The 16,344-nt window shown below is 36.5% G+C and carries 13 protein-coding genes; 6 read left to right on the top strand and 7 right to left on the bottom strand.

Annotated elements, in window-relative coordinates; genetic code table 11:
* The 3 genes from H3T47_RS03485 to lepB form a co-directional block, all read right to left on the bottom strand.
* Positions 1-154: helix-turn-helix domain-containing protein (locus tag H3T47_RS03485; RefSeq protein ID WP_020993035.1), on the bottom strand; the 154-nt coding region annotated here is incomplete at its 3' end.
* A 114-nt stretch (positions 155-268) separates the two neighbouring features.
* Complete coding sequence (locus H3T47_RS03480; RefSeq protein ID WP_046324857.1) at positions 269-460, bottom strand: LBP_cg2779 family protein; 192 nt, start codon at positions 458-460, stop codon at positions 269-271.
* A gap of 56 nt (positions 461-516) precedes the next feature.
* Positions 517-1,095, bottom strand: a complete 579-nt coding sequence (gene lepB, locus H3T47_RS03475; protein WP_199282552.1) for a signal peptidase I — start codon at positions 1,093-1,095, stop codon at positions 517-519.
* An 85-nt stretch (positions 1,096-1,180) separates the two neighbouring features.
* On the opposite strand from lepB, the gene H3T47_RS03470 reads away from it, so the two are divergent.
* The 4 genes from H3T47_RS03470 to H3T47_RS03455 are packed head-to-tail and all read left to right on the top strand — an operon-like array spanning position 1,181 to position 5,072.
* The gene (locus tag H3T47_RS03470) at positions 1,181-1,933 is read left to right on the top strand and encodes an SAM-dependent methyltransferase (protein WP_199282551.1); all 753 of its coding nucleotides are present in this window, start codon (positions 1,181-1,183) and stop codon (positions 1,931-1,933) included.
* Positions 1,923-2,897, top strand: a complete 975-nt coding sequence (locus H3T47_RS03465; RefSeq protein WP_199282550.1) for a hypothetical protein — start codon at positions 1,923-1,925, stop codon at positions 2,895-2,897. The genes H3T47_RS03470 and H3T47_RS03465 overlap by 11 nt, the downstream gene beginning before the upstream one ends.
* On the top strand, positions 2,881-4,266 hold the full coding sequence (locus H3T47_RS03460) for an RsmB/NOP family class I SAM-dependent RNA methyltransferase (RefSeq protein WP_199282549.1): 1,386 nt from the start codon (positions 2,881-2,883) through the stop codon (positions 4,264-4,266). Before H3T47_RS03465 ends, H3T47_RS03460 begins: the two co-directional genes overlap by 17 nt.
* Positions 4,267-4,286: 20 nt before the next feature.
* Positions 4,287-5,072, top strand: a complete 786-nt coding sequence (locus tag H3T47_RS03455; RefSeq protein WP_038522658.1) for a Cof-type HAD-IIB family hydrolase — start codon at positions 4,287-4,289, stop codon at positions 5,070-5,072.
* 51 nt (positions 5,073-5,123) lie between these two features.
* Here H3T47_RS03455 and fni read toward each other — a convergent pair whose 3' ends face one another.
* Genes fni through mvk form a run of 4 tightly spaced genes read right to left on the bottom strand, consistent with a single transcriptional unit; the run spans position 5,124 to position 9,144 of the window.
* Positions 5,124-6,137: a type 2 isopentenyl-diphosphate Delta-isomerase gene (gene fni / locus H3T47_RS03450; RefSeq protein ID WP_199282548.1), complete on the bottom strand. Its 1,014-nt coding sequence runs from the start codon at positions 6,135-6,137 to the stop codon at positions 5,124-5,126.
* Positions 6,138-6,152: 15 nt separating this feature from the next.
* Positions 6,153-7,235, bottom strand: a complete 1,083-nt coding sequence (locus H3T47_RS03445; RefSeq protein WP_109918385.1) for a phosphomevalonate kinase — start codon at positions 7,233-7,235, stop codon at positions 6,153-6,155.
* 36 nt (positions 7,236-7,271) lie between these two features.
* Positions 7,272-8,231 carry a diphosphomevalonate decarboxylase gene (gene mvaD, locus H3T47_RS03440; RefSeq protein WP_199282547.1) on the bottom strand — a complete coding sequence of 320 codons (960 nt, stop codon included), beginning with the start codon at positions 8,229-8,231 and terminating at the stop codon, positions 7,272-7,274.
* 4 nt (positions 8,232-8,235) lie between these two features.
* Positions 8,236-9,144 (bottom strand): mevalonate kinase, encoded by a 909-nt coding sequence (mvk, locus tag H3T47_RS03435; protein ID WP_199282546.1) that lies wholly within the window; start codon positions 9,142-9,144, stop codon positions 8,236-8,238.
* A 75-nt stretch (positions 9,145-9,219) separates the two neighbouring features.
* On the opposite strand from mvk, the gene H3T47_RS03430 reads away from it, so the two are divergent.
* Both H3T47_RS03430 and addA read left to right on the top strand, forming a co-directional pair.
* Positions 9,220-12,699, top strand: coding sequence for a PD-(D/E)XK nuclease family protein (locus H3T47_RS03430; RefSeq protein ID WP_199282545.1), 3,480 nt, complete (start codon positions 9,220-9,222; stop codon positions 12,697-12,699).
* A 2-nt stretch (positions 12,700-12,701) separates the two neighbouring features.
* The gene (gene addA / locus H3T47_RS03425) at positions 12,702-16,328 is read left to right on the top strand and encodes a helicase-exonuclease AddAB subunit AddA (protein ID WP_199282544.1); all 3,627 of its coding nucleotides are present in this window, start codon (positions 12,702-12,704) and stop codon (positions 16,326-16,328) included.
* Positions 16,329-16,344 lie beyond the last annotated feature (16 nt).

The raw sequence follows: 16,344 nt of genomic DNA, 5'->3' as shown, positions 1-16,344 counted from the left end.
CATAGTGAATTGTACTAGGGGAACAGCCAATTTCTCGAGCGATGGAACGCAAAGAACAATGATCTTTCAAACGAGTTTGAATAATGACCCGTTCTTCGAGCGATAAATGAGTTCCTTTTTTGCGCTTGTCCATGATAGAATGTAGTGAGTCCATTTTGACCTCCATAGATGTTTTTGTGGTTATTAACATTCTATCAAACAGGTCCAAATGGACTTTTATTTTCTACAAAGTGTTCAAGTTAATTTTACAATCGGCGTAAATAACTTTTTAATGATTTGCAGCAAGGTAATCGTACAGCTGATTAATTTCTTCAGGAGTAAACTCGCCTTCGCCAGTTTTCATTGCGTGAATTTTTTCAACTGACAAATGACTTGCAAAAGCTAAATCCGTATCAGTAACATGATGTTTTACTTGAAAATCGATAATTGCATCGGATAATTCTTCTAATTGCTGATTCATAATAAATTCTCCTTTACAATTTATTTTAGCGGAAAAATATTAAAATTCAAAGGAAATTAAAAACCCTGAATTTTATTAAATGGCCAATATCTGAATTTGACTTTGCCAACTAAATTTTGTCGTTTTACGGGACCAAATATATGTGAGTCCTTTGAAATATCACGGTGATCACCCATTACCCAATAATAACCTTTCGGAACTTTATAAGTAAAATTATTCGTATATGTTTGTCCTTCAGCATTATTAGCTTTTTTGAAATGATTTTCTAGATACGGCTCAGGTAAAAGTTTGCCGTTGACATACATTTTATCGTTTTTAGAAACAAGTTTATCACCAGGAAGACCAATTACTCGCTTGATGTAATATGCTCCTGGAACATCATTAGCTGCCTTAGGTGCAAGCAAAACAACAACATCATTACGTTTAGGAGTAAAATTACGCACAGCAATCAAACGGTCATTATCTTCAAAAGTCGGTTGCATAGACGGTCCGGAAACTCTATCATTAGAAAGCACAAAATTGAATAAAACATAGAATACACCTAAAATAACTGCCATCATTATGACAACATCGAGAATAAATTTACCTAAGCTTTCTTCCTCTTTGTCTTGCTTTTTTGTTACTTTTTTCGCCATAAAATTTTTCTCCTTTATTGTGTTACCTTTTATTATAACTGAAATCTTGTCTTTTGAATGTTAAAATCATTATAGGTATTTGATAATGACAGATTTTTTAAGTAAAATTAACCAATTAGATGATGAACTAGAACTAGAACCTGTTCATCAGCAAGTAAGGGAAGTAAACGAAATAGTTTCTTGTATAAAGCAAAAAAAGGTTTTGCAAAGAGCTCCTGAAAAGCTGGGCTTTTTGCCTGACTTTGCTGAAGAAATATGTATTAATCTTCCCGCTAAGAAAATTAAGCAGTTTCAGACCGTTAACCGGCTTATTAATAATTTAAGAGAATTTCTAGCAAGAGAATTTGGTATTTGGTCAGTGCCTAACTTAACTACTGCGGAATTGATCAAAAATAAGTTAAATGTTAAAACCGGTTTAGAGATTATGGCAGGTAATGCCTATTGGAGCAAAGCATTAGCAGAAGTTGGTGTTGAAATGACCGCTACCGATAATTTTGAATGGTCGAAGACCTCTAAAACTGGCACAAATTCTTTTATTAGAGTACAAAATTTGAATGCGGAAAAAGCTCTAAGCGTAATAAGCAATATGGATTTAATTATATGTTCCTGGGCACCAAACTTTGGTCAACATGATGAAAAACTAGTTTTAAATTGGCGTAACAACAATTTTACCAACCATCTACTTTTTGTTGGCGAAAAAAATGGCGCCACGAATTCTCCAATTTTTTGGCGAAATGAACATTTTGTTCATTCAAAAGAAATGATGCAGATTAACAGATCTTTTGCTAGTTTTGATTTTATTGAAGAGCACATTTTTGAGATAGCACATGAAAATTAAGAAAATTATTTTAGTAATCGTTATATTTTTATCACTTTTAGGTATTGGCAGCATGCTGTCCAATGTTCAATCAAGAGAGGCTGATCAACTTCTTGAGGCTTATGGACTTAGTAATAATACCCGTTATATCAATGTAAAAAACAACCAAAATGTTGGCTCATTTATCACGTATTTACAAAAAAATTACCCTAAAAATAAAATTCAGGTTCATTTGGCAAGTAAATCTAAGGATAATCAAACTTTAGTGTGGTCTAACCATGAAGTAGTAACTTTACCCACTGAATCTGGCAGATATTTTACGGCCGATGATTTTAAAGGTAGAGTCTCATTTGCTGTTTTGGGTTTAAATGCTAAGGTGCCAACCTTGAAAGTTCAGGATAATCAATATGTTCACCTTAATCAAACTTATTATTCTGTTATCGGTATCTTAAAGCATTACCGGCAAATGAAGCAGAATGGTTATTATTTAACCACCGGTCCTAAGCAGCCAACTGGAAAATTCAAACTAAAAAATTACATCATAATAGTCGACAGTTCAAGTAAAACCATACGTCAAATAGCGAAGCATTATCATGCTAAAGTGAAGACACCACTATTTGTAAAAAATCATCAAATTCATCAATTTTCATTTTTACGTGAAATAGCGCTGATAGCTGTCTTTTTAATTATCGCTTTTTTAAGTAATTTACTTTTAGCCTATATGGATTGGCAAACTGTTAAGCAAACCCATTTAAACGGCGCTCTGCTGCGCAACTGGCTGATAAATCATGGCATTAGAATACTATTGATTGAACTCGCAGTTACTTTTGGTGCTTATTTCTTTTTAAGTTGGCGGACATTTATTTCAAACAAGCAACATTTAATTTGGCTTCTTGCATTAAGCTGGCTTATCATTGCTGCAGCATATAGTTTCTGCGTCATACACCAATTAAGAAAGGATCAAAAAAATGATCAAGCTGCCTGACGACTTTGTCAGAAAATATCAAAAACTATTAGGAAAGGATGAAGCAAACAAACTCTTTACTGCAATAAAATCTCAGCCTCCCAAAAAAGGCTATCGTATTAATTCACTTAAAGAAAATAAACAAGTATCTTATAATACCCAATCTCATATTCCGGTAATTCCCAACGCTTTTTACGGTGAAATTAGCGGTCATGATCCCGAATGGATTAGTGGCACAGTATATTCGCAAGATCCCTCAGCAATGTTTCCAAGTTACATTATTAACGCCAAACCGGGCGAACGCGTACTTGATCTTTGCGCAGCACCTGGTGGGAAAAGTACGGCAATTGCTGAACAACTGCGAGGCAGCGGGCTGCTAGTAGCAAATGAAATTTCACCTAGTCGAGCTAAAGTATTGCGTGAAAACCTTGAACGCTGGGGTGTCACCAACGCTTTAATTACCAATGACAAACCCGAAAATTTAACCAGTCAATTTCCCCGTTTTTTTGATAAAATTTTAGTTGATGCTCCTTGTAGTGGCGAAGGAATGTTCCGTAAAGACCAGCAGGCGATAGAGTACTGGTCGCAAGACTATGTCATGAAATGTCAAGAAAGGCAAAAAAAGATTTTAACAGCGGCAGTTAAGATGTTAAAGCCGGAAGGAACATTGGTTTATTCAACTTGTACCTTTTCACCAGAAGAAAATGAAGAAATAATATCATGGCTAAGTCAAAAGTTTGAGCTTGAAATTTTACCAATTGAACTCGGTACTAATCAAGTAGCTAAAGGGCAACCTAATTGGGCTGACCACAACAAGGAATTAGCTAACACACTGAGATTTTGGCTAACTGCTGCGATAGGTGAAGGACAATTTGTCGCAAAACTAAAATTACCAGCAAAGCCAGAGATGAGCATGACTGGTTCAAGAAAGGAGAACAAGAAAAGAAAAAGACGTTTAGCTAATATTGCGCCCAATAAAGCAGAAATTAAATTAATTGCCGCTATTTTGGATCAATTTAATTTACCTCCCGCATTATTAAATTGGCGGTCTGATTGCCTAATCAGAAACAATCACGTTTTTATACCGGCGCAAGATACTACAGGCTTACATGTAAGAATTCTCGCTAATGGGACAGAATTGGGCTTGCTTAAAAAGAATCGGTTTGAACCAGGGCACCAGTTAGCCATGGTTTTAGCAGCGCAGAAACAAACTAGAGTAATCAATCTTACTGCCAATTCCTACAATAGCTATTTACATGGAGAAGCAATCAAAGTGAACACCGATCTAAAAGGGTTTGTGTTAGTCAGCTACCATAACTTTATATTGGGTTTTGGTAAGGTTGCTAATCAAGTTTTAAAAAACTATTATCCTAAAGGATTAAGATTTTAAAGGAAAGACTATTATTTATAATGATTAAATTAATTGCGACAGATATGGATGGTACTTGGTTAAACGACCAAAAAACATACGATGAAGAATTATTCTTGCGTGAATTTAAGATCATGACAGAAAAAAATATCAAGTTTGTGGTTGCAAGTGGCAATCAATTTGAAAACTTGTATTTACGTTTTCCTCACGTAGCAAATAAGATATATTATATTGCCGATAATGGCGCTTTGGTTGCTAAAGGCAGACAAGTCATTCACGTTAATTCACTTTCTCATTCAGATCTCCAGACAATTTTACAAATTACGCAGCAATACGATGAAAAAGCAACTGTTTCTGGTTTAGCCAGTGCTTATACTTTAAGAAAAAACGGACCAGACTTTGCGCGAGAATTAAAGAAGTACTATGAAAAATTATTAGTGGTTGATGATTTTGATAATTTAAATGATCAGATTTTCAAAGTAACTTTCGATGTTTCTGCGGAGAAAATGCCGCACCTGCTTGACGAATTGAAGCGAAAATACCCTCAAATCGGTTTTGTTTCTGGTTCTGCTACTTCAATTGATATGTCAACTAAAGGAATGAATAAGGCTGAAGGACTAAAGTATCTCGGTAGTAAATATAAAATTAATCCGCGAGAAATGGTTGCTTTTGGCGATAGTGGTAATGACGTGGGCATGTTAAAATACGTTGGCAACAGTTATGCGACAGGCACGGCTCTGCCAATTGCCAAGAGGGCAGCCAACCATGTTATTGGTTCAAGTAACGACAGCGCTGTCCAAAAAGAAATCTGGCACATGTTAAATTAATAGTTTAAATAAAAATAATCCCAAAAGTTATTACACTTTTGGGATTATTTTTTATATTTGTTCAATAATATTTTTTAGCTCTAAATCATAATATTTAGGAATATTGCTTAAACCGCTTAAACTGTGTTGTCCGTACATCGCCAGTAAACCAGCCAGTTCTTGTTGCCAATTTGCAATTGTTTTTTGCAAATATTCCTCATCGTGATTAAGCAGCGTTTGTAAAAACTGATTGGAAATACCCACATACTTGCCGCCTAAACAGAGTCCCTTAAAAACGTCAAGTGGATTGCGTACGCCACCAGAAACAATAAATTCAACTTGCTGTTTTGCTGCCGCTAGAGCTGAAGCAACTGTGGGCAAGCCGATATCATTTAGATATGACAAATCTTTGGGATTGCGGGCATTTTCAATTTGAGCAAAATTTGTACCACCGCTACCAGCAACATCAAAGAGCTTAAAGCCTGCCTTTTTTAACGTGCAAATAGTTTTGGGATCTAAGCCGAAGCCCACTTCTTTGATAATAATGGGAACCGTTATTTTCTGGCGCAAATCTTTTAAATTATCCAGCCAATAAAAATTGCGTTCTCCCTCTGGCATAGCAATTTCTTGCACTGCGTTAAGGTGAACTTGTAAAGCATCTGCATTTAATTCGGTAATAATCTTTTGTGCCTGTCCTGGCAAAGTTTTGCCATTAATATTAGCAATTAAAACGCCATCAGGGTTTTCTTCACGAGCAATTAGAAAACTGTCTAGCTGCTCAGGTTCTTTATTTAAGATACTTGCAGAACCTAGAGCTAGGGCAATATTGGTTCTGCGGGCAACTTGACCTAAAGCTTTGTTAACAATATAAGATTTAGCAGAGCCACCAGTCATTGCGTTGATGAAGAAGGGGGCAGCAACTTTTTTGCCGAACATCGTCGTTTTAATTGTAGCTAAGTCGACTTCAGTTTCAGGTAAGGCTGGTCTAATGACATGGACTTGGTCAAAGCTATTCATTTTTTCTTTTTGATAAAACTTTTGTGCCAGCTGCAAATGTTCTTCTTTACGCTTAGATCGGATTGTCATAATTTTTCCTTTATTTTATTTTGCTAATCTAATTTGGTGTACGTGGAAGTCAAGGGGCATAATGCCGTTTTGCCGCCATTTTTCTTCCAGAAAATCAGTATCAGTATGGTCATCGGCAATCACAATACCGCAGTCACCATTACCAGCACCGGAAGTTTTAGCTGCACCACCAAATGATTCGGCGATGTTAATTAATTTGGATAGCCGGGGAATTTCAATTGCAATTTGATTAATTTGAGCAAAATGCTGCAGTAGTTTACGGTTAACTCGAATCTGCTTTTTAATTAAACGAATATCGTGGCGTTCAAAGCCGGCGATCATTTTTAAAACACATTGGCGGGAAAGCTTGAGAAACTCTTGATACTCGCCGTTTAAAGCAGCTTTATTAGCATTAGTTTCGTCTACTAGTCGAGAAGTAGAAGCTGGCTTTTGGCTCCAGCCGATCATCAATTTTAATCCGGCAGGCGGCGTCAAAAGTTGAATTCTTAATCCAGGCCAAGCCTCATTGACGACTTCTGACAGAGATTTTTGGGCTAATTCGTTACTTAACCAATTTTTGTCAAAAGTTTGATATGCAATCCAGCCGCCATAGACGCTGGCAGCGATATCGCCTGCTGAACCGTTACCTTGAACAGAATAGTGCGAAATAGCTGAAAGCTTATAAACTAATTCGTTACTAAACGGAACATTGTAAAAGCGCAGAATGGCTTTAACTGTGGCTACGGTTACCGCAGCACTGGAACCTAAACCATACTTTTTGCCATCAGAGGAATCAAGATCGGAATTGATGTATAAATCATAAACTTGCATTTTTACTTTTTGTTCCAAGCAAAAATGTTCTGTGTAAGAAATCGCAGCAAGGATGTATTCAAATGGATTATCCCGGTTGTCAATAACCATTTTAGCTCCACGCCTAACCCAATGTATAGAACTTTGGGAATATTGTTTTGAATGAATTAAACCGGTGGTAGATTTTGACTTAATAATTGAAACACGGATAAATTGGTTAACTGCGACTAAGATCGCGGGACAATCTTGTTCTAAAACCGCATATTCGCCGGCAATATATAATTTTCCGGGTGCTTGTTCTGTTATCAAAAGAAATAAATCTCCTAATCAATTAATTTACATTAATTAGTTCAGGTATGAGATACCTGGACCGAAACTTGCATTTATTATCTTAACATTCTCGAATTCTGTTACAAACTTATTAGTAATATCTTTTACATTTTTTAATTGACTTAAGATTTTTATATTAGGTCCAGCATCAATTGTAAAATAACATTCTATACCGTTTTGACGTAATTCTGATACCATTTTGATTGCCTTGATAGTTGCCGGCTCAAAGTAGGTAAACGAAGGTCGTGCGGATAAGTTAACGGCATGCATCTCAGTCGCATTTAGTTCAGCTAGACTGCCAATTGCCGTAAAATCCTGAGCTTTAATAGCAGAAATCATTTGCTCTAATTCCTGCTGATTACGCAGCAGCCAGGGTTGAAAAAAAGGAGAGCTTTGTGCCATTTTCATCCCAGCAGTTGACGATATCCTTTTTTGCTTGGTATTTAATTCGACGGCCAGCAGTTGTAAATCTATTTGGGGATTTTCATCCAAGGCATAGGCATACGAAGACTTATCATCTGTGCCTTTTTGCCATACAGAAAACCCGCCATAAATTGATCTGCAGGCTGACCCAGAACCTAAGCGCGCTATACGAGAAAGTTCAATTGGAGTTAGTTGAATATTATAATGAGCACAAAAAGCACCAGCTAAAGCCGCAAAAGCCGAACTGGATGAAGCTAGACCGGCAGCAGTAGGAACATTATTGGTGGATTCAACTAAGAGGTGACCAGTTACGCCAAACTTCTGCTGTAAAACTTTTAAAAAGGAAAAAACTCTTTGAGCACTCACATTTTTTTGCCTGATACCATTTAAAATAAAACAATCTTCGTCACTAGCAGAAATCTTAGTATCGGTATAAAACTGGTCAAGGGTCATTGACAAACTAGACATAAGAGGTAAACGCAAATGCGAATCGGCTTTGCCCCAATATTTAATTAATGCAATATTTGTATGAGCACGAATTGTTTTAACCATATAACTATATTTCCTCAATCCAACTGTTAGCTATGATGTTTTGACACTTAGCAGCTATCTTTTGTGCATTTTCAGAGTTATAGCAAAGCGCAATCACTATTCCGCCCAAGCCACTACCAGACAATTTAAAACCTAGGGCACCATTTGCCAGAGCAATTTTTTGTAATTGGTCGATTTTAGAGGTTGAAAGGCTAAAAGAATGCAAAATAGCCTGAGCCTGATTAAAGATAGTGCCAATTTGTGCTTGATCTTTTTTTAACCAGGCACTTTTGGCTTCATCAGCTAATTTTCCCAGCTTAGCGATTTTGGCTGCAGCTTTGGGGTCAGTTGCAACTTGTTCATGTACCAAGCTGACAGCTTTTTTAGTGCTGCCTAATTCTCCTGTATCCATGATCAGTAAAGTAGAGTTTAATTTGGCCTTGAGCGCTGTAGGGCCTGCTTTTTTGTTAAAGAAAACTAGATAATTTGAATTAACAGTGGCAGCATCTAACCCGGAAGCCTTGCCATGATTAATCATTTCGGCATGATTGGTAATAGCAATAATCTCATTTTCACTTAGGTTGAGTTTAAAGTAATCATTCATAGCCCGCGTGGTGGCCAAAGCAACTGTAGCACTGGAACCAAGCCCGCGTTCTATAGGTATTTCTCCGGTATACGTAATTTTAAGCTTTTCGGTGCTATTTGCTTTTTCCAGCATAGTTTTGACAACATATTTCAAGCCGTCATATTCAGATGGAGCCATAAAAAAAGGGCCTTGATAATGAGCTGTATCCATCCACATTTTTGCTGCAGGTTCAACCGTGGTTTTAATATGCAAAGACATAATTGGCATTGCCAATGCATTATAGCCATACACTACCGAGTGCTCTCCAATTAAAATTACTTTTCCATGTGCTAAAAAGCTTGTTTTCATTTTACTTAAGATCCTTAATGTATATAAAAAAATTTTGCTCCTATGATAAAATAATGACAAAGGAGAAGAGAAACGATGATCAAAATATTACTGGGTCGACAAACCGATCCGATGCAGGATAAAGTCTTAACAGAAGCTGTGAAAAATTATCAAAATTATCCAGAACACGAAACTTTTGTCATCGTCCCTAACCACATTAAGTTTACCACAGAAGTTAGAGCAATAAATAAGCTTGCCATTAGTCAGGGGCATTCTGAACAATCTGTTAAAAATTTGCAAGTTTTATCTTTTTCCCGCTTAGCCTGGTTTTTTTTGAAGGATGCCGAAAAGGGCTTGCCAACCGAGCTTGATGAAGCTGCAGCTTCAATGCTGCTTGCCAAAATTATTGCGCAAAAAAAAGAACAGCTGCACCTTTTTCAAACCACAAACTTGAATCCTGGCTTAATTAAACAGCTATATGACACAATTTTACAAATTCGGGAGGGCAATTTAGACCTAAATGAGATTAATACCGAATCCCTAACGCTGGAAACTAAAAACAAAATCGCTGATCTCAAGATTATCTATGCTGATTTCATTGCCGCAATTGCCGGTAAGTTTTCTACCACTAACGAAGTTCAGCTGGAGTTAAATGAGTATTTAAATTCAGAAGTTGACCTAAGTCAAACTGACTTTTATTTTAGCGACTTTTCTCATTTTTCTTTACAGGAATGTCTCACAGTAAAATTATTAATGACAAAAGCGCACAGCGTGACACTGGCGTTTAAGACTGAACTAGGTGAAATTGAGCCAAAAGCGCAACCTGGTGATTATGATTATGTTATTCAAAATACCATTAACAAGCTAATATGCTATATTAAAAGCAAAAATTTAGAATATCAAGTCAGCTCAACAAATGCTGATCATAAACCTTCAAAAAGAGAACTGCTTAACGAATTTTGGACAGGAGAAATTGACAGACTGGAAAACAGCGATCAAGTCCAACTTGTCCGCGCTGATAACCGCTATGCAGAAGCTTATTATGTTGCCCATACGATATACCAGCAGGTAACTTTAGGGCATTATCGTTATAGCGACTTTTTGGTGTTAGCTCCAAATCTGCACGAATATGAAACTTATTTAACTCCTATTTTGCGCCAAAATGAGATTCCGTTTTTTAACGACTTGCAACAGGAAATGAAGTACCATCCAATAGTTGTATTAATAGAAAATATCGCCCAGCTTTTGACCAGACCATTGCAGACAAATAATATGTTGGCAATTATGAAAACCCGTCTTATCATTCCCAAGTGGTATCATGATGATGCCTCTTACCTTTATGATGTCGACCAGCTGGAAAATTTTGTGCTTGCACATGGCATAAACCATAATCTTTGGCGCAAAGACTTTACTAAATATATGGCTGCTGAAGTTATCGGCTTAGATAAAATTCCAGATGAAGTAGGTAAAATAAACAGGCTCAAGGATTACTTTGTTAAACAAATTTCTCATCTTTTTACAAATTTAAAGGCTGAAAAGGATACTCAAAAAGCTATTACTATCTTTTTTAATTTTTTACTAAAAAATGGTGTTAATACTGTTCTGGAAAAGTGGCGCACTACTGCACAGAATAAAGGTAATTTGCAAGAAGCCCGTCAATCCGAACAAGTTTGGGATTTACTAATCAACTTATTGCATGATTATCTTTTAATTAATCCGACTGATTTTGAAACGGGAAGTTTTTTTAACGTCCTAATCAACGGCTTTAAAGAAGCTACTTTTTCCCAAATTCCTGCCACTTTGGATGCTGTCAATTTGTCAGAAATGGGAATTGTGCAAGTTAGTGGCTATAAACAGGTTTTCGTTATGGGTGCTACAGTCAATGGACTACCCCAAATTCAAAATACTCCGGGTTTTCTGAGCACAGAAAATCTGACTGAACTGAAAAATGATTTTGGTGAAGATTCATATATTGAAGATCGGCAACAACTAAGTAATTTGGACCAAAATTATCAGTTTGGCAACTGCATGGCACTAGCACACGACAAATTTTATTTGAGCTATTCCATTGCCAATGATGAAGCAGCAACAGTGCAACCTTCAATTTACTATGAACGCTTAAAAAACGCTGGTGCTCCTGAATATAGCCAACATAATTTACCGGAAAATTTGGGAGAATTACTGAGTTTTATTACCAACCCGCAAGCAAGCTTGGGTTACTTGAGCTATCTTAATAGGACTAATAAAGAGAATGATGTTGACAATATTTTAAAATTAACTAAGAAATACCTGCCCCAAAGAACAGATAAGGTAATAGCTGCCAGTCAGTTTATTAACGAACCGGAAGATATTGGTCCTAAATTAGCGCAACAATTGTATGGGGAAAACTTAGATTCTTCTGTTTCGCAGCTTGAAACTTTTTATGAAAATTCCTACGAATATTTTCTTACCTACGGATTGCGACTTCATAAACGATTCGAAAATGAATTGGATGTAATTCAAGCTGGAAATTATTTTCATGAGACCTTTGACCGGCTAGTCAAAGAATTAAACCAGCAAAGCCTTAATTTAAAAGACATTGATGAAGTAAAATTGCAGCAATTGCTTGACCTGGCCCGCAGTGAAATGAAAAGCGAACCAAAGTACCAGCAATTATTGAATGATCCTTTCAATGAGTTTCTTTTTAAGTGCCTTGATCATACTACTAGTAATGTGGCTCATAACTGGCACAAGGCAGTTCAAAAAACGCCGCTAAAAGCTAAATATTCAGAATTAAGTTTTGGCAATACAGAAAAAGTCCAAGGCCTGCAACTAAAAGTACCTAATATTTCAGGGGATCATTATGTTAATTTGAGAGGGAAAATGGACCGTGTTGATTTAGCCCAAATTCCTGATCAAAATGAAATTATGGCACAGGTAGTCGACTATAAATCCTCCGCCAAGAAATTTAATCTGGGGCTTTTTTACCATGGCATTTCGCTACAAATGGTTTCGTATTTGGACGTATTGGCCCGCAATCAAAAGTTTTTTACTCAATCAGAAATGCCGTTATCACTTTTAGGTGCTTTTTATCAAACTGTCACTAGGCAAATGGAACGAATTAATGGCACGAAAATATATAATAAAAAATTGGAGCTTAACAAAGCTTATCTTGACGGCCAATACCGCCTTAAATACACCGGATTAATCAATGACGACCAGCTATTGTTGCTTCAGGCTGACCCGGAATTAAAGCAACCTGGTACTAGTTCCAGTCTTTATACAGGAGTTAAAAGCAAAAAGAAGGACGGTTCGCTTTCTTTCAGCGGAAGTGCTTTTAAGGATGATGAACTGAAATTGCTGCTCAAATATGACGAAGAACTAATTAAAGATGCATCTAGCCAAATCTTGTCGGGTCAAATCAAGCTCAATCCCTATAAGTATGGTAATGGCATTAGTGCACTCACATATTCGGATTTTCGTGATATCTTCTTTTTCGATGCCATGTTGAAAGAAAATAGGTACCACCAAATTGGCAGTATGGATAAACCAGAATTAATCAAAAAAATCACAGAACGGTTACAGGAGGACGACTAAACATGGCAAAAAATACTACTGAGCCCCCATTTACTGATATTCAAAGAAAAGCTATTGCAGATGACAACCGAGATATTTTAGTGTCTGCGTCTGCCGGCAGTGGTAAAACTACTGTTTTAGTGTACCGCTTGTTAAGAGCAATATTGAACGGCACCAGTATTGACCAGCTTTTGGTTGTTACTTTCACCAAGGCAGCCGCCGCAGAAATGAAAAAGCGCATTAAAGACTTGCTTTTAGTAGAATACCGCAATGGCAACACCAAGGTTAATTTCCGCCAGCAACTAAATCTAATTGATTCGGCCAACATTTCTACTGTTGACGCATTCTGTTTAGACGTGATCCATCGGTTCTATTACGTTGTCGGCATCGATCCCAGTTTCAGTGTTTTAACCGATGACACTCAGGCGGAATTAATGCGTGAGCGGGCTTTAAAAGAAATTGAAAGTGAGTTTTTAGCAGAAAAAGATACTGATTTTATTGCTTTTTACGACAATTTCGCTGGCGACAGGGATGCCCAAACACCTCAAAATTTATTATTAGATTTATATAATTACGCCATGGCCAAGCCCGATTACCGTGAGTGGCTTAAGCAATTGCCTCAAAAATATCAAATTGACCAAAGCGTAGTGGCATCAGCTATTTGGCAAATAGAAATCAAGCCGTATTTGATTACGCTATTTGATGATTTAAAAGATAAGTTAGACCAAGTACTGCAAAGCGCGATCATGAATACTAAAGAATTTAGCAAAGTAAAAGAAGCCTTTACTTTGTTTAATGAGTGCTTAGCCTGTTATTTAGATAGTCTTAAACATGACGCTGCTTATGATGATCAGAGAGCAAAATTGCGAGCTTGTATTTTTAGAAAAAATATACGTAAATCCAGTAAATGGGATGAGGATCTCCTTACTTTTTATGAGGAATGCATTAATTTAAAAAACGAAGCAGGAGATCAAATTTTTACGACATTTACTTCATTCTATGCTACTGATGAAAAAGAACAAATTAATCTCTTGCAAAAGGGCTCTCAGATGATGGCGGCAATTATAAAAGCCGAATTGGCTTTAATCGACCGTTTTGAAGAACTAAAAAGAGCGCAGAATTTACTTGATTTTAGTGATATGGAACAGTTAGCGTATCGCATATTGAGTCAAGATACTTCTGCTTCGGCAATGGCCCGCAAATTTTATCAAGATAAATTTAGCGAGATTTTAGTTGATGAATATCAAGATATTAATCCCTTACAAGAAAAGATCTTGCAATTGATTAAAAAAGACGGTCACAACAACATGTTTATGGTGGGGGATGTTAAGCAATCGATTTATGGCTTCAGGCAGGCTGAACCAAGCTTGTTTTTACATAAATATCAAGAAGCGGCCCGTCAAGAAAATGCTGCAAAAGAAGAACGAATTCTTTTATCCGATAATTTTCGCTCAACTAAACCCGTTATTAATTTTGTTAATAAGGTTTTTGCCAACATTTTGACTCCTGATTTTGGTGGTATTGACTATGCTAAAGAAGGGCAATTAAAGTACGGCTCCAAGAACCAGCCTGAAAATTTGGCGGACGCCACTGAAATACTTCTTCATGATAAAAGTAAAGAGACTGATAAGACTCAAAATGAGAATGAGGAAGACATTGATTCAGCAGAAATCGCAATGGTCATTAACCGCATTAAACAATTTAAAAAAGAAAACTTGCTAGTTTATGATCAACATTCGCATGAACCAAACAAACTCCGTCCTTTTAAATATAGCGATATTGTGATCTTAACTAGGAGCCGGAGCAATAATCTTGAAATTATGCAGGAATTTGCCAAAAATAATATTCCCATTATGGTTACGGATGCTAAAAACTATTTTCAAACATTGGAATTAACCATTATTTTAAATTACCTGCGGATTATTGATAATCCTGATCAAGATATACCGTTGGTAGCAGTTTTAAGGTCGCCTCTTTTTAACTTTAAAGAACCTGATTTAAGCCGGATTAGAATCCATACACCAAACGCCAGTTTTTATAGTGCGTTGACAGCTTACGTTGCAGTCGGTGATCAACTAAGTCAAAGAATAAAGGACTTTTTAAATCAACTGGAAGAATTGCGCCAATTTGCGACAACACATAGAATTTCTGAATTGGTGTGGAGTATTTATGAAAAAACCAGTCTTTTGGAAATTATGACATCTTTGCCAAATGGCAAGCAACGCAGAATTAATCTCGAAGCTTTGTATGAAAGAGCGGCTTCTTATGAGAGCGCCGGCTTTAAAGGCCTATATCAATTTATCAATTTCATTGAGCGCATGAGACGCAGCCAAAAAGATTTAGCCCAGCCCTTATTAACCAAAGAAGCTGGTAATTCCATCCGTCTCATGACAGTTCACGGCTCTAAAGGGCTGGAATTTCCGATTGTTTTTTATCTTGGACTAGAACACCGGTTTCAGCTGCGTGACTTAAGCAATAATTATATTATCAGCTCTGATTCAGTTGGTTTAACTATTAGATGTCAGCATTATCGTGCCGATACTTTAATTAAAGCATTTGATAACGTCGCCAAAAGAAGGCAGCTTCTAGAAGAAGAAGCACGGATTTTGTATGTAGGAATGACCCGTGCAAGGCAAAAACTAATTTTAGTAGCGGATATCAATGATTTGCAGAAGACATTGCAAAAATGGCAAAACCAACTTTCTCTTAATAGTAAGCTAAATTCTACAAACCCAATGGATCTAATTGGGCCGTCTATTAAATTTGACGAATTGATCGCACAAAAAATTTCTGATATTAATTTTGCCTCTGAAACTGGTCAAGAATTTTTATACATTGACTATCAAGATGAAACAATAAATGTTACGGAAACTCAGGTGCAAGAACAAGCAGATACAGCAAACTCCTATTTACTATCAAGAATTGAAGATTTGTATGGGCTTAATTATCCCTTTAAGGATGCAAGTAAAACAACAGCCTACCAATCAGTTTCTGAAATAAAAAAGGCTTTTAATGATCCACTTGACAATGAACTTGAAAATGCCCACTTACTCTCATCAACAAATAGGTATTTGCAACCGATTGATACCAAGCCTAATTTTTTATTCAAAACTAAGTTTACTGGTGCCGAAATTGGTACCGCCATGCACTTAATTTTGCAATATTATGACTATCACGGTCAGGGAAAGCCGCAGCAGGTTGAAGAAGAAGTTCAGCAACTAGTTAAGCAAAACAAATTGAACAGTAATCTAGTTTCAAGTCTTGACCTGAACCAAATTAATTGGTTTGTTCACAGTGATTTTGCTGCAAAGTTTTGGCAACAACCACAAAATTTAAAACGTGAAATTGAATTTTCCAGTTTATTGCCTGCTAGTATTCTTTTTGAGCATTTTGACGATCCAAATGCTAAAATTTTAATTCACGGAACAATTGATGGTTACTTTATTGAAAAAGATGGCATAATATTATTCGACTATAAAACTGACCACATTGATCCTACACATTTAGATCTGGCAATCAAAAATATTAAACAGAAATACCGGGGACAATTGCGCCTTTATGAAAGGGCATTGAATTCCTTTGCTGATGCCAAAGTTAAAAGTAAATATTTGATTTTATTAGACGCTCAAAAAGTTGTAGAAGTGAAATAGATGAAAGGAGGGTCAA

Origin of the sequence: Lactobacillus sp. W8093 (assembly GCF_016100925.1) — a bacterium.
GTDB lineage: Bacteria > Bacillota > Bacilli > Lactobacillales > Lactobacillaceae > Lactobacillus > Lactobacillus helsingborgensis.
This window is presented reverse-complemented; position numbering and strand designations above follow the sequence as displayed.